Below are 14,625 nucleotides of genomic sequence, written 5' to 3' on the forward strand. Positions count from 1 at the left end.
CCCGCACGGGGTTCCCTGTCAGGTGCGCCGGGGAAATAGTCGCCTTGCGCCAAGCTAGTTCGCAGGTTCGATCCGGTCGGCTTCGCGCACTGCCATGCGGCTGAACAGCGAATCCGGCTGGGCCAGCAGCTGCTCAGGGGTGCCGGATTCGGCAACCTGCCCCTCGCGCAGCACCACGATCCGGTCGGCCCCGTGCAGGATGGAGATCCGGTGGCTGATCATCAGCACCGCCATTCCCGCGGTGCGCCGGGCTTCGACCGCCGCGAGCACCAGCTGCTCGCTGGCGGCGTCCAGCGCGCTGGTCGACTCGTCGAGGATCAGCACCTTCGGGCGGCGGATCAGCGCGCGGGCCAGAGCCAGACGCTGGCGCTGCCCGCCGGAGAGCCGGGTGGCACGGTCCCCCAGCCTGGTGTCCAGGCCCTGCTTCTGGCTTGCCAGCCAGGTTCCCAGGCCCAGCTCTTCGAGCACGGCGACCAGCTCGTCGTCCTCGATGTGCTCCAGGCCCAGCAGCAGGTTCTCGCGCAGCGTGCCGCGCACCATGACCGCCTCCTGGGACACCAGCAGCAGGTGAGAGCGCACCTCGCGCAGCGGCGCGCTCTCCAGCGGGATTCCGCCATAGGAGCATTCACCGGTGCTGGGCACCGCGCGGACCAGCGCGGAAGCCGCGGTGGACTTGCCCGATCCGCTGTCTCCCACCAGCGCCACCAGCTGCCCGGGAGCCAGCTGAAGGTCCAGGCCGGAAAGCACGGTGTCCTTCCCGTAGGCCACGGAAAGGCCCCTGACCGACAGCGTGCCTGATTCAGGCAGCAGCCGCGGCATATCAGGTTCGGCCACCTGCGGCTCTCCCAGCGCCATGGCATGCAGCCGCTTGGCGCTGGCCAGCGAGTCCTGCAGCCCCAGTACGAAGCCGTCCACCGCGCGCACCGCCTCATAGGAAGGCACCGCGATCACCGTGAGCACCAGCAGCGCCCCCAGTTCGTGGTCCCGGGCCGCGACCACCAGCAGCGCGAGCAGGCTGCCCCAGATGACCGCCTGGGACAGCGCGGCGCGCAGGCCGGTGATGCGTCCGGCGCGCAGGGTGTCCGCCGTGGAGGGCTTGGCCGTTCCGTTGAAGCGGGCGAGCATCCGCGGCCCCGCCTCGTAGCCGTGGACCACGTCGATGCCGTTGAGCAGCTCGGCCAGCTGCTGGTTCTGGATGCCGCGCACACGCGCCTGCCCAGCGGCGGCCCGGCGCAGCGTCGGGATGCCCAGCGCCGGGATCACCAGGCCCAGCAGCACGTAGCTTGCCAGCAGGACCACCGCAGCAGCGCTGCCGAAGGACGACCAGGTCCACCAGGTGACGGCGCCGCTGACCACCACGGCTGAGACCGCCGGCGGCAGGGTGTGGGCGAAGAACACCTCGACCCGGTCCACATCGCGGGTGGCGACGGCCAGCAGGCCGCCGGAATTCCGGCTCCGCGCGGCGAAGGGCGCCTGGTGCTCGGCGGCCGCATACAGCGTGTTGCGCAGCCGCGACAGCGACAGGAACGCCACCTTGTGCCCGACGTACTGCTCGCCGTAGCGCAGCGCCCCCTTGGCCAGGCCGAGCGCGAGGATGCCCAGCGCCAGTGCGGTCCAGGACGCGGAGATGCCGAGCACCTGGATCCCGGCGGCCTTGGCCACGCCCAGCGCGGCGACCAGGTAGATGCCCAGCGAGGCGAAGCGGGTCAGGCAGGAAAGCAGGCAGGCCAGGGCCAGCGGCGGCAGCAGGTCGGAGGTGGCCCCGACAAGCCAGCGCAGCGTGGCGGCGGTCCCGGGCTTCGGCGCGGCGGGGGCGGTTGGCTGGGGCCTCATCTACTTGTCCCTTCCGCTGTGGGCGGTGCGCAGCCCGCGGGCGCGCTGCGTGAAATGTTCCATGGCGCGTTTCAGGTAGCCGTCTTGGGCCAGCAGGGCCTGCCGGTCCCCGGATTGGATGATCCGCCCGCCGTCCATCACGATGACCCGGTCGTAGTCGGCCAGCAGGCCCAGCCGGTGGGTGACGGTGACGGTGGTGATGGAGCGATCCAGGCTGCGCAGGGTCGCCAGCACCTCTGCCTCGGTCTGCACGTCCAGCGAGCTGGTGGGCTCGTCGAGCAGCAGCAGCGGGCGGCCGGCCAGCAGCGCCCGGGCCAGCGCCAGGCGCTGGGCCTGGCCGCCGGACAGCCGCGCCCCGGATTCGCCCAGCGGCTCGTCGAGCCTCCTGGTCGCCTGATCGCCCAGCCAGCCGCCGAGCCCTGCCTGCTCCAGCGCGTGGATCATCTGGGCATTGGTGGCCAGCGGGGCGGCCAGCTGCAGGTTCTCGCGCAGCGTCAGGGCGAAGAGCGTCGCGTGCTGCTCCACCACCGCCGCGTTGTGCTTCAGCGTGGCGGGCCCCATGCCGTGGCGGCCGTCGTGGATGATGCCCTCGTCCGGTTCCAGCTGCCCCTGCAGCACTCGCAGCAGCGTGGTCTTGCCGCTGCCCGAAGGGCCGATCACCGCGGTGCGCGAGCCGGCCGGGAACACCGCGTTGACGCCACGCAGCGTGCGGTGCTCGCCGTCGTAGCTCGCGCCGACGTTCTCCAGCACCAGATCCCCGGTGTGCAGGTCGATATCCAGCGGCCGGGCGACTGACTGGTGCACCGGAATCTCTTCGATCTCGGCGATCTTCTTCTCCGCGCTGCGCCCGGTCAGGCCGATGTAGAAGAAGCTGCCCACGTAGTTCACCGGGGCGAGCATCAGGAAGCTGAGGATGACCAGCGCGGCCGCTTCGCCGGTGGTGAAGGCCCCGCTGCCCAAACGCCACCAGGCCAGGATCGAGGCGGTGGACAGCAGCAGGATGGCGAAGCTGGCGTCGATGACCAGCAGCACGATCTGGTTGCGGGCCAGCAGCTTCATGACCTGCCGGCGCACCCGCTCGGAGGCCCTGGCCACCCGGCGCCCCATCCAGCCTCCGGCGCCGTTGAGCTTGAGCATGCCCAGCGAGCGCAGCGCGTCGAGGAAGGTCGCCGTCAGGATGCCCTGCGCCCGGCGGTATTCGCCGGAGGAGGCGCTGAACAGCTTCTGGAATCCGAGCACGATCAGCGGGACCAGGGCGGTGGGCAGCAGCATCAGCCCCGCGGAGAGCGGGTCGATGAACAGCGCGATGAACACCAGCACCAGCACCGGGGTGGACACCGCGGCGATCGCCGGGCCCATGAAGGCGGTGCGGTACTTGACCGAGCGGTCCACCGAGTCCATGGCCGCCTGCACCAGCTCGCCTTCCCCGGCGCGCCGCACGGCCAGCGGGCCGATGGCCAGGTAGTGCTGCAGCAGCCGGGTGCGGTGGTGCTCGGTCAGCTGACGGCCCGCCTGCGCGGCGAGCACCGGAACCAGCCAGGCGCACACCGCGACGGTGAGCAGTTCGCCGACGGCGCCGAGGTACCAGCCGGCATCCGGCATGCCGCCGGCGGCGACGACGTCGATGGCGCGGCCGATGAGGACCGCCAGCCCCGCGGTGCCGGCCGCTCCGAGCAGGCTGAGCGCGACCACCAGTGCCGTGGACGCCGAGAAAAGACCAAAGACCCTATGCACAGCTTCAATCCTAGGCCAGCGCCCGCGGCGGGGCCGGGATGTCACAGATTGCCCGCAGGGTTTCGCATCAGTCAGACTTGAACGCATGATGAGTCCTGCACCTGCCACCCGACCGAATTCGGTGACCCTTCGCTTCCTGGCGGCCCCGATGGATGTCGGGGTGGCCGGCACGGTCTCCGCCGGCACCGTGCTGGAATGGGTCGACAAGGCCGCCTACGCCGCGGCCGTGGGCTGGTCCTCCAGCTACTGCGTCACCGCCTACGTGGGGAACATCCGCTTCGAGGATCCCATCAGCTCCGGCGACCTGGTGGAGGTCACCGCTTCGGTGGTCTACACCGGCAGCACCTCCATGCACATCCGCACCGAGGTCTCCTTCTCGGATCCGCGCGAGCTGCGCCCCACCATGTCCACCACCTGCCTGGTGATCTTCGTGGCGGTGGACGGCAACGGCAAGCCCACCGCGGTGCCGAACTACGTTCCCGAATCCCTGCGGGAGATCGAGCTGCGCAACAACGCGCTGGCCCGCATCGAGGTCCGCAACCAGATCGTCGCCTCGATGAAGGACCAGGTCTACTCGAACGCCGGCACCGCCGAGCGCGTAGTCCTGCGCTTCATGGCCTCGCCCACCGACGTGAACTGGGGCGGCAAGGTGCACGGCGGCATCGTGATGAAGTGGATCGACGAGGCCGCGGCACTGTGCGCCTCGCGCTACTGCGGGCTGGACACCGTCGCGGTGTTCTCCGGCGGCATCCGCTTCTACCGCCCGTTGTTCATCGGGGACCTGGTGGAGGTCGAGGCCCGCCTGGTCTACACCGGCACCAAGGGCATGCACATCGCGGTGCACGTGCGCTCGGGCAACCCGAAGACCCGCGAAATGAACCTGACCACCTACTGCCTGACCATCATGGTCACCCGCGACGAGACCGGCACCGCGGTGCCGGTCAAGCCATGGATCCCGGTCACCGAGGAGGACCACCGCCTGCACGACCACGCGCTGGAGCTGCTGACCATCCGCGCCAACGCCCCCGGCGGCTACACCCCGACCCACCTGGCGCACGATCCGGGGCAGGCCGGCGCAGCCCAGGAGCAGTCCAAGTGAGCGCTTCGCCCTTCGTGAAGGTCTGCGGGCTGTCCACCGCACAGGACGTCGCGGCCGCCGTGGCCCACGGCGCCGACGCCCTGGGCTTCGTGCTGACCCCCAGCCCGCGCGAGGTCTCCCCCGCCCTGGCCGCCGAACTGCTCTCCGCTGTTCCCGCCGCGGTGGCCACGGTGGCGGTATTCCGCTCCGAGGACGCGGACACCGCGATCCGGCTCTCCCGGCAGGCCGGCGTCGGCTGGATCCAGCTGCACGGACGGCGCACCCCTGAGGACATCGCCGCGGTCAAGGCTGCTGGATTCCATGCGATCCGCGCCGTGCGCATGGATGCCGGAGCAAGCGAGTTCGAGGACTGGGGCGAGGACTTCCTGCTGATCGACGCAGCCGTTCCCGGCAGCGGCGAAAGCTGGGACTACGCCGCGGTGCGCGAGCTGGCGGCGGGGCGCCGCTGGCTGGTGGCCGGGGGGCTGCATTCCGGCAACGTGGCCGGCGCGCTGGAGCAATCGCAGGCCTCCGGCGCGGATGTCTCCTCCGGGGTGGAATCCTCGCGCGGGGTCAAGGACCCGCAGCTGATCGCCGCGTTTCTCGACGCCGCGAAGACCATAGCCGGCTAGCCCAGCCAGTTGTGCGGCGCGGGCTTGCGGGAGCCTGGCAGCGCGCCGTTTTCGCGCCAGTCGTGCAGCCACTGCGGGACCACACGGTCCGCGGGAACCTCCAGCCCCACCGCCTGCATGATCTCCTCGTTGGACACCGCGCCCTTCTTCGAGGTCATGCGGGTCGCGATGTAGGCGCGGGCGTAGATCTCCCCGTCGACCACGATGCGCTGCTCGAAGTAGATGCATTTCTCGTCCAGCCCCAGCAAGCGGGTTTCCTGGGAGAACTTCTTGCCCAGCTCGACGGATTTGCGGAAGGTGATGGTTTCGCACTGCACCACCGGGGTCCACTTCTTCTTGCGCAGGATGTCCCAGACGCCCGAGCGGAACATCAGGTCGAAGCGGCCCAGGTCGAAGATCGAGAAGTACATGCCGTTGTTGATGTGGCCTGCGAAGTCGATGTCGGTCAGCGTGGCCCGCATGCTCACCGAGCCGGTGTCGAACATCGACAGCTTCGGTGCTTTCTTGCTTTTGAAGAACACCATCAGGATTCGAAAAATCATGTGCATACCATCACATTACCGTTCGGTAACTTGTTTTCCCAGTTGTTTCCTCCGCTCTCAACCTTTGGCCTAATCCTGCCGGATCACGCGTTTTCCCCTCGCCGCCCGCTAAAGTCGAAAGCGACTTTTGAACGACGCACTTGTCCAAGGAGCCGCCATGCGCCGACTGACCGACTACGTCCACCGGCGGCTTCCTTCCCTCCCGCCCGCCGACTGGGAACGCCCGGCCCCCGACAAGGCCGGCCTGCGCCGCGACATGTTCGCCGCGCTGGGGCTGCTGGCCTTCGCCATCGTGATGCAGCAGCTGAGCCTCTCGCTGACCGAGGTCGAGCACGCCCCATCTCAGGGGGCGTCGCTGGCAGTGCTGTCGGCGATGATCCTGCCGCTGATGTTCCGCAGGCGCTGGCCGATTTCCATGATGCTTCTGGGCTCCGCCGCCTTCATGGTCAGCGGCACCTCGGAGGCCTACATGGTCACCATGCAGATCTGCGCGCAGCTTGCCTACTTCCTGGGCCTGTACACTGCCGTCACCTGGTCGCGGAACCGCCGCGCGCTGTGGAGCATCTTGAGCATCGTGCTGCTGGCCATGGCCGTCTGGATCATCATCGACCTGTTCACCTCGGACCTGATGAAATCCATGGACGTCAGCATGGTGGACAACCCCGCCGGCGACATCCCGGCGGATATCGCCTTCCCGCTGTACACCTTCCTGATCAACCTGCTGTTCTTCGGCGGCTCCATCTTCCTCGGGCTGGTCAGCTGGTCCAATGCCTACGCCAACGAACTGGTCAAGACCCAAGCGCAGCGCATCGCCGACCAGTCCCAGCAACTGGCGGACCGCGCGGTGAACGAGGAGCGCCTGCGCATCGCCCGCGAGCTGCACGACGTGATCGCCCACCACATCGCCTCGGTCGGGGTCCAGGCCGGCGCCGCGCGCATGGTCCAGCGGCGCGACCCGGAAAAAGCCGCCGAGCTCATGAAGGGCATCGAGGACTCGGCGCGCAGCGCCGTGGGCGAGACCCGCGCGCTGCTCGGCGTGCTGCGCGAAAGCGGGGGCGACATGCTGCCTGATTCCGGCGGCGACGCGCGCCGGCCTGAACCGTCGATGAAGCAGCTGCCGACGCTGCTGGCGGAGAACCGCGCGCAAGGCCTGGCCGTCGAGCTCTCCCGCGCCGAGCACACCCCCGGCTACCTGGACTCGCTGCCCGCCGGCGTGTCCCTGGCCCTCTACCGGATTTGCGGCGAGGCCCTGGCCAATGTCCGCCGGCACTCCACCGCCCGCCGCGCCACCCTGAGCCTGCGCTCGGGCGTCGACGAGCAGGGCCCGTGGGTCGAAGCAGAGATCACCGACGAGGGAACTACGCTCCCTGACAGCTCCGGCAGCGGCTTCGGCTTGCGCGGCATCCGAGAGCGGGCCAATCTGCACCACGGTCTGGTGGAGATCGGCCCGCGCGTCCCGCACGGCTGGCGCACCCGGGCGCGGCTGCGGGTGGTGGCCGGCGCGGAAACTACACTGGTGCCATGAGCAAGATATCCGTCGTGATCTGCGACGACCAGCCTCTGATCGTCTCCTCGCTGAAGCTGATCCTGGAAACCGACCCGCAGATCAGCGTGGTGGGCACCGCTGAGAACGGCGAACAGGGGGTGGCGCTGGTCACCGAGCTGAATCCAAGCGTGGTCCTGATGGACATCCAGATGCCGCAGCTGGACGGCATCGCCGCCACCTCCCGGATCAGCCGGGACACCGACACCAAGGTCGTGGTGCTGACCACGTTCAACCGCGACGACTACCTCTTCGACGCCCTGGACGCCGGGGCCAGCGGCTTCCTGCTGAAGAACACCGACCCGGAAACGCTGATCACCGCAGTGCACCAGGTCGCCGCGGGCCACGGCCTGCTCTCCCCCGAGGTCACCCTCAAGCTCATCCGCCACCGCTCCGCCCCGGCCGAGGCGGCGCCGGACGCGGACGGGCAGGACCTGCTCTCCGCCCTGACCGAACGCGAGCTGCAGGTGCTCACCGAGCTGGCCAAGGGCAAGAACAACCAGGAGATCGCCGCGGTGCTCTCCCTGTCGGAGGCGACGGTGAAGACCCACCTGTCGAACCTGCTGGCGAAACTGCATCTGAGGGACCGGGTCCAGGGTGTGCTCTTCGCCCACCGCGTCGGACTCATCCAATAGTTTCAGCCTGCAGAGTGAGCCCCGCCGCCGCCTGGATTCCTAGGCTAGGAGGTAGACAAGGCACAGCAGCTAAAGGATGACCATGCTAGAGGTACACAACGTGTCGCGTTCCTTCGCGGAGCGGCTTGTGTTGGACGACGTCAATTTCACCGTGCCGCGCGGCGCGCTGACCGGCTTCGTCGGCGCCAACGGGGCCGGCAAGACCACCACGATGCGCATCATCATGGGGCTGCTGAAGGCCAGTTCGGGCACCGTGAGCCTGGACGGGAAGCCGCTGGAGGGCGATACCCGCCCCCACTTCGGCTACATGCCCGAGGAGCGCGGACTGTATCCCAAGCAGCCGATCATGGACCAGCTGGTGTACCTCGGCCAGCTGCATTCGCTCTCCCGGTCCGAGGCCCGCCGCCGCGCCATGGAGCTGCTGGCCCGCTTCGGCCTGGACGACCGCGCCAAGTCCAAGCTCGAATCCCTCTCGCTGGGCAACCAGCAGCGCGTCCAGGTCGCCGCGGCGCTGCTGCATGAGCCGGAGGTGTTGATCCTCGACGAACCCTTCAGCGGCTTGGACCCCATTGCGGTGGACTCCATGAGCTCCATCCTGCGCGACTACGCTTCCCGCGGCGTCCCGGTGCTGTTCTCCTCCCACCAGCTGGACCTGCTCGACGTGCTGGTCGACCACCTGGTCATCATCCAGGACGGCCGCATCCTGGCCAACGCCTCCGCCGAGGACCTGCGAGCATCGCAGGCCACCCGCCACAAGCTCTCGCTCGGCGCGGACGCCGGATGGCTGCGCGACGAGCCCGGGGTCGAGGTGATCGACATCTCCGGCTCCCGGGCACTGGTGAACTTCCAGACCGAGACCGACTCCCAGCGCGTGCTGCGCGAGGCCCTGTCGCTGGGCACCGTCACCGAGTTCGCGATCCACCGCCCCGCCCTGGCCGACATCTACCGGGAGATCATCAAATGAACACCACCTCCGCCCCCTGGCTGATCGTGGCTCTGCGCGAAGTCGAGACGAAGCTCAAGGACAAGGCCTTCGTCATCTCCACCCTCGGCACCCTGGCGCTGATCATCGGCGCCGTCGCGCTCACCGGATTCCTGGGCAGCAAGTCCGCGGACTACTCCGTGGCCGCCACCGACCCGCTCAGCTACCAGGTTCTCACCGAGGCCCAGGACCAGCGCCCGGAGAACATGAGCCTTGCCATCTCCCAGCTCGACCCCGGACAGGCCCGTGACCAGGTTCAGTCGCAGGACATCGACGCGATGCTGGCCTCCTCCGCCGACCAGCGCAGCATGACGCTCACCGGCTTCGACGAGCTCGACGCCGATCTGGAACAGCTGGTCTCCACCGCGATGCGCACGGTGCTCACCGACCAGCTATTGTCCGCCCAAGGGCTGGACGCCTCCGCGCTGCCGACGGCGGATGACCTGGAAACCGAGCAGTTGCAGGGAGATTCCGAACGCAGCTCGATGATCCGCGCGATGGCCTTCATCTTCTCCTTCCTCTTCTACATGGCGGCGCTGATCTTCGGCATGCCGATCGCCAACTCGGTGATCGAGGAGAAGCAGAACCGCGTGGTCGAGATCCTTGCCAGCACCGTCAGGCTGCGCCAGCTGCTGGCCGGCAAGATCATCGGCAACGTCATCCTGGCCATGGTCCAGCTGCTCCTGTTCCTCGGTGTCGGCCTGCTGGCGGCCTACCTGGCGCCCGGCGAGATCCCGTTCCTCGGCGTGGTCTCCACCGTGGCCGGATGGTTCGTTGTCTTCTTCCTCGGCGGGTTCATGCTGCTCGCGGGCATCTGGGCAGCGCTGGGCGCACTGGCCACCCGCACCGAGGACCTGCAGCAGTCCAGCGGCCCGATCATCGGCGCGCTGGTGGCGGTGATGTTCATTGGCATCTACGCCAAGGGCGGCTTCCTGGTCCTCGCCTCGTATATCCCGATCGCCTCTTCGGTGGCGATGCCCATCCGCATGCTGTCCGGGGACGTGGCCCTGTGGGAACCGCTGCTGTCGCTGGCCGTGCTGCTGGCCGCGTGCTGGGCCGTGCTGCTCTTCTCCGAACGCATCTACCGCCGCGCGGTCATGCACACCGGCGGGGCACTGACCCTTCGCAGGGCCATGAAGCTCGAGCTCTAGCGCCAGCTGCCGGAAAACCGCACGTCGCGGATCAGCCGGTGCACAGGCGGGGTCGCTAAAATCATTCGGGTGCGAGAAGAGAAACCCCTTGTGAATTTGTCCGCCCGGCTGATCGTCGTTTGGCTGGTGGCCCTGAGCGGAATCATCGGCTCAACCATCCTGGCCACCGCGCACTACGTCTTCGATACCGGCGTGCTGTCGGTCATCGCCCTGTGGGCCCTCCGGGTTCTCGTGCTCGCAAGCTTCTGGCTGCTGCCGCTGCCGCGGGACACGAAGATCTTCGGCATCGGGCTGGTGCTGCTGTCTTTGGTCCTCGACGTGCTGCTCAAGTTTCCGGTGCTAGGTTCGGTGCAATACGCGGACTGGTTCCTGGTCTCGGCACTGGACCTCACCGGCGCGTACGCCGGCTACTTCACCGTCTGGGGCCTGCTGCTGCCGGTGCTGAGCATGACCGGTTGGTTCATCCTGCGCCAGCGCCGGCTGGCTGGCTGGCTGGTCGGACTGGCTTCCACCCTGGGCATGGGCTTCGCGGTGCAGGCTGTCTCCCGATCCGGGGACGGAACCTTCACCCTCTTCGCCGTGGTCACCGTCGCCCGCTACATCGTGCCTGCCGCACTGGCGGCTCTGGCCGATTTCGCTGTGGCACGCTATTCGGCGCGGGTGCTCCCGCGCTGATTGCCGAACATGCCGGATCGCTGGCAACGGATCCCGGGGAATCCCGGCAGGCGGCGAGGGCGCAAGACAGGCCCTTATGGAACTGGCCAAGCAGGCTGCGGACGGCACCGCCAGCGCTGCGAGAATCTTTACCCGCCCTGCCATTTGCCAGGCCCCGGAATCCGGGCTTTTCCACGACTTCAAGGGTTCAACGACCGGCGCGTTATTGCGCAGCTGGCATGCGGGAACGAGAACTACCTGCCGGGGGTTCGCAGCCGAACGCAGTTGCCTCCCAAGCTAGGGCGAGACGGAGGGCACTGTAGTTTCACTTCCTTCCCCGCTGGTTGATGCCTGCACGCCGCCTTCGTCTGCTTGAGATGTGCTTGCTGGCGCGTGGAACCGGCTGTCCCATCCCGCCACCGGGATCCAGGGGAACGCGCTGCACGGAGCCTACGGGTCGAAGAGCCGTCAGCCGCCAAGGCCAGGGCATGCCAGAGGGCTGGCTCGTGCCGCAGGCGGACCCGCGATTCGCAGAGGCTGCCGCGCAATTATTTGCGGACGAATCGTCAACGAGGTGATTCAGGGATTCCCAAGAAGGCAGGGAACAAGATGAACCGAGATCGAGTGGACGCTAGTCCCGAAGAAAAATGAAGTACTTAGCAAGGAGACCAAAGAGGAAGAGGAGGCCCTGGCCCGCGAGTGGGAGAAGGAATCGTTCCCGGCCTCGGATCCACCGGCAGATTACTAAGAGTGCGGAACTCTTGCCCATGTCCTTCGAGTGGATACTCCCAGATAGCGTCAAAACGCTCGTGAGGTGCCCTTTGCGGATGCGTGCTTTCGTCGAGTAATTTTCCACGCATTTGCGTATGCAGATCTGGAAGGGCAGTACCGTGGGCAACGGATCCCGCGCTGCGGTAACTTTTGCGAGGAAGCATCCCATTGCCCAATGGGATGTTCCTCCTTTTAAGAGGCTTCGTCCGCTTGCTCTGTCTCTGCTGCTTCCTCTCCAATGCCGGCAAGCAGGCATGGCAGTCACGTTGCCTGGCGGAGCACAGCACCGGCAGATCTTGGCCAACGGTCCGCCCTGCCCTTTTTCGAGCTGCTGGTGAATCTGCGCGCAGAGTCCGGAAGACCATCGGGACACAGGACGCGCATGGCCCGGTCATCTCGATCGCCGCTCAAGCTCGACGTCCCAGCGTTCTTGGCGATGGCTCTCTCGTTGATGCACGGCCACGGCAGCAAACCCCCGACTGCACATTCTCCCACGCAGGAGAAACGCATCCCTGGCCTCCGGGCCTTGGCGGATGGCGGATCAAGGCTCATTCCCTGATGCGCTCATTCGTCCCCTCGGCAGACTGTTCGGCAAGCTGCTCCCGTAGGCCGATATTTTCAGCTTCCAGCTCCAAGATGATGCCGATGCCGGCCAGATTCACGCCCTGCTCGATCAGCTCAGATATCTGCTTCAGCCGGGCCAAATCTTCCGCGTGGTACCTGCGCGTGCCCCCGCTGGTCCGTGCTGGGGTGATCAAGCCTCGCACTTCATAAAGCCTGACAGTTTGCACGCTCACCCCCACGCTCTGCGCAGCGGTGGCAATGGAATGCGTTCGAGAGGCACCTTCTGGGTGTGCAGAATTTTTTGACATTTTTTACCTTGCGTAGCTTGCGTGATCTCTGATTCCCATGCTATAAAATCTACATCGTTAGGTATAGATCTAACGGAAAGTGAATTGCACCATCATAGAGTGTCACACCAGAAAGGAATGAGTTCAGATGATGCAGACCGAGGTACTTCGCGATTTCGACCGCTTGGTACAGCGAGCTTTCAACACCCAACTCAGCTCTGAGCCCGTCCACCCGATGCCAATGGAGGCATGGCGGGACGAAGACGGATTCCATGCTGAATTCGATCTACCAGGCATCGATGCCGAGCAGATCGACATGGCCGTGGAAAAGAACATCTTGACCATCCGCGCCGAGCGCACCAAGCCGGAAGGCCGTCAGTACGTGACCGGTTCGGAAAGACTGTGGGGCCACTTCACCCGCGAACTGGTGCTGGGGGATCATTTGGATACCGAGAGCATCCAAGCCTCCTATGTCGATGGCGTGCTGAGGCTGGATATTGCTGTGGCCGAAAGTGCCAAGCCCCGCCGTATCCAGGTTGCGGTCAACGGCGGCGGGAAAGACCCCAAGGAATTAACCAGCTAGTCAAGGATGCCCCTGAGGGGCATGCGCGGAGATGATGTGTCATGTCTGCCTTCATTGATCCGGTGTTCCACCCGTTGGTCATTGATGACGAGTTGCTTCTGGCCATATACGAGCTCGAGCTATCCACGGCACCACGTCAGGACCAGCCGCCGCGAGCGCGCCGACGAACCGCGCTCGACGGTGTTCCGCGGCCCAGTCAGCGGTGTCCGGAAGCAGAGAACGATACCCGAGTGAGTGAAAGGTCAGTACGCGCCATCGGACCTGCAAGGGTTTATTCGCGTTCACCACCGGTAGCCGGTGAGCCTGGCCGAAGAACCTGAACAGAGTGGTCGACAGGGGTGCGTCCGAACCGAAGACCGGGCGCACCCCTTCGGAACGAGCAGCAACGGTTCGCACCAAGAACGACCCGTTGGCCAGAATTCGTTCAGCGGCGCGCAGATGCCTGAACCGACCCAGGACCGCGAGAAGCGAAGCGGCCTCGTCCGGCTTCCTTGGCCTATGGCCAAGAAGGACGCATCCACACCGGGGACACTGGATCAACCCCAAAGACCGATCCGAGTTGAACGAACTGATCGTACGGGAGGACGGCTCCGGGTGCCGACCGCGACCAGGGCGCATTGCAGTGCCGATCCCCAGCGGCATGCAGTCATCGTCCTAGGCCGGCATAGTGCCCCGCTGGCGGCTCCAGCCCACCTTGAGCGGTACCGGAGAAGCAATCGATTTGCTGCCGGCGAGCGGATGTCCCGACCCCGCCCGCCGCCCGCTAAATGGTTGGAAGCTGTGAATCAGGCGGAATCGCCGCGACAAGAATACGCAGGGCCTATGATTCGTGGTGACTCAGCTACCGACATAGAACACAGATTAGCTCTCGCACTTGGCGAATACCTGAGATTGCAAGGACTTGCTGCGGACATGAACGACAGGAGCACATGCGATGTTTCACCAAGAATTGCGGACCCACACGGCCGAAGAACTTAGGAATCTGTTGACGTCACCCCATGCGCAGGAGCACCTTCGCCGCTATGGTTGGCAGCCTGCGATGCCCATAGTCATCACTGCACCCTACGAAACGCTGGACACCGCGATGGGGCTGGTATCCACCTACAACTCGGCGGTCCTTATCGGATGTTATGACCCGTATTCGGACGAGCTCACCCTGTGGCAAGTTTCCGGGCCGGAATCCACCGAGCATCCCGAAGACGGCGTTGAACTCAAGCGCAATGAAGCGTACACCTTCCGGGAAATGTGTCAGAAAGCGATGCAGAGCCCCGCAGTGCGCTTCCGGCCCAAGGGATGGAACCATGATGTCCGCGTTCGAGAAATTCCGCTGTTTGCCCGCAGTGACCGCCTAACGTGCAGCCGCGAACAGATGATCCATTCCTCCCGGAAGCACACGCGCCCACTCGAACATATCCCCCTGGGCACTTCTGGTACCTAGCTTCGAGCGTTCCGCTCCTTCCGCGTGGCCTCCCAGAGGCGGCACGGGAAGATCGGCATCGAGGATATGGGACAACACGACGTGCCCTGCTCCGAGGCCCCATGCTTGCCGGCCAAACCAGCAATGCTCGGCCAGGCATCGCCGTGGCCTTGGCAGCGCATCGCGCGTTCATGCCCACTGGTCAGTGGACCTCGATTA

At 66.3% G+C, this 14,625-nt stretch carries 13 protein-coding genes; 9 read left to right on the plus strand and 4 right to left on the minus strand.

Annotation, left to right across the window (positions count from 1 at the left end; genetic code table 11):
- Positions 1 to 54: 54 nt before the first annotated feature.
- Positions 55 to 1,833: an amino acid ABC transporter ATP-binding/permease protein gene (locus ACTX90_RS14135; RefSeq protein WP_443442275.1), complete on the minus strand. Its 1,779-nt coding sequence runs from the start codon at positions 1,831 to 1,833 to the stop codon at positions 55 to 57.
- Positions 1,834 to 3,567: an ABC transporter ATP-binding protein/permease gene (locus ACTX90_RS14140; protein ID WP_161447324.1), complete on the minus strand. Its 1,734-nt coding sequence runs from the start codon at positions 3,565 to 3,567 to the stop codon at positions 1,834 to 1,836. It abuts the gene before it with no gap.
- Positions 3,568 to 3,652: 85 nt separating this feature from the next.
- Here ACTX90_RS14140 and ACTX90_RS14145 point away from each other — a divergent pair, with 85 nt between their 5' ends.
- Positions 3,653 to 4,666: an acyl-CoA thioesterase gene (locus ACTX90_RS14145; RefSeq protein WP_237562179.1), complete on the plus strand. Its 1,014-nt coding sequence runs from the start codon at positions 3,653 to 3,655 to the stop codon at positions 4,664 to 4,666.
- On the plus strand, positions 4,663 to 5,277 hold the full coding sequence (locus ACTX90_RS14150) for a phosphoribosylanthranilate isomerase (protein ID WP_113606937.1): 615 nt from the start codon (positions 4,663 to 4,665) through the stop codon (positions 5,275 to 5,277). Before ACTX90_RS14145 ends, ACTX90_RS14150 begins: the two co-directional genes overlap by 4 nt.
- Here ACTX90_RS14150 and ACTX90_RS14155 read toward each other — a convergent pair.
- Entirely contained in the window at positions 5,274 to 5,825 is a 552-nt protein-coding gene (locus ACTX90_RS14155; RefSeq protein ID WP_047120003.1) for an acyl-CoA thioesterase, read from the minus strand. The genes ACTX90_RS14150 and ACTX90_RS14155 overlap by 4 nt on opposite strands.
- 151 nt (positions 5,826 to 5,976) lie before the next feature.
- Between ACTX90_RS14155 and ACTX90_RS14160 the strand changes: the two genes are divergently transcribed.
- The 5 genes from ACTX90_RS14160 to ACTX90_RS14180 all read left to right on the plus strand — a co-directional run bounded on the left by ACTX90_RS14160 (position 5,977) and on the right by ACTX90_RS14180 (position 10,805).
- Positions 5,977 to 7,344 (plus strand): sensor histidine kinase, encoded by a 1,368-nt coding sequence (locus ACTX90_RS14160; RefSeq protein WP_047120004.1) that lies wholly within the window; start codon positions 5,977 to 5,979, stop codon positions 7,342 to 7,344.
- Positions 7,341 to 7,997 (plus strand): response regulator, encoded by a 657-nt coding sequence (locus tag ACTX90_RS14165; protein WP_047120005.1) that lies wholly within the window; start codon positions 7,341 to 7,343, stop codon positions 7,995 to 7,997. The genes ACTX90_RS14160 and ACTX90_RS14165 overlap by 4 nt, the downstream gene beginning before the upstream one ends.
- 82 nt (positions 7,998 to 8,079) lie before the next feature.
- Positions 8,080 to 8,961, plus strand: a complete 882-nt coding sequence (locus ACTX90_RS14170; protein ID WP_424572830.1) for an ABC transporter ATP-binding protein — start codon at positions 8,080 to 8,082, stop codon at positions 8,959 to 8,961.
- The gene (locus tag ACTX90_RS14175) at positions 8,958 to 10,130 is read left to right on the plus strand and encodes an ABC transporter permease (RefSeq protein ID WP_161447323.1); all 1,173 of its coding nucleotides are present in this window, start codon (positions 8,958 to 8,960) and stop codon (positions 10,128 to 10,130) included. The genes ACTX90_RS14170 and ACTX90_RS14175 overlap by 4 nt, the downstream gene beginning before the upstream one ends.
- A gap of 90 nt (positions 10,131 to 10,220) precedes the next feature.
- Positions 10,221 to 10,805: a hypothetical protein gene (locus ACTX90_RS14180; protein ID WP_443442276.1), complete on the plus strand. Its 585-nt coding sequence runs from the start codon at positions 10,221 to 10,223 to the stop codon at positions 10,803 to 10,805.
- A gap of 1,298 nt (positions 10,806 to 12,103) precedes the next feature.
- On the opposite strand, the gene ACTX90_RS14185 is transcribed toward ACTX90_RS14180, so the two are convergent.
- A complete protein-coding gene (locus ACTX90_RS14185; RefSeq protein WP_113606940.1) occupies positions 12,104 to 12,427 on the minus strand; it encodes a MerR family transcriptional regulator in 324 nt (107 codons plus the stop codon).
- 127 nt (positions 12,428 to 12,554) lie between these two features.
- Between ACTX90_RS14185 and ACTX90_RS14190 the strand changes: the two genes are divergently transcribed.
- Entirely contained in the window at positions 12,555 to 12,989 is a 435-nt protein-coding gene (locus ACTX90_RS14190) for an Hsp20/alpha crystallin family protein (protein ID WP_443442277.1), read from the plus strand.
- A gap of 934 nt (positions 12,990 to 13,923) precedes the next feature.
- Positions 13,924 to 14,427 (plus strand): hypothetical protein, encoded by a 504-nt coding sequence (locus tag ACTX90_RS14195; protein WP_120990871.1) that lies wholly within the window; start codon positions 13,924 to 13,926, stop codon positions 14,425 to 14,427.
- The last annotated feature ends 198 nt before the right edge of the window (positions 14,428 to 14,625 follow it).

The organism is Glutamicibacter soli (assembly GCF_052322135.1).
Lineage (GTDB): Bacteria > Actinomycetota > Actinomycetes > Actinomycetales > Micrococcaceae > Glutamicibacter > Glutamicibacter soli.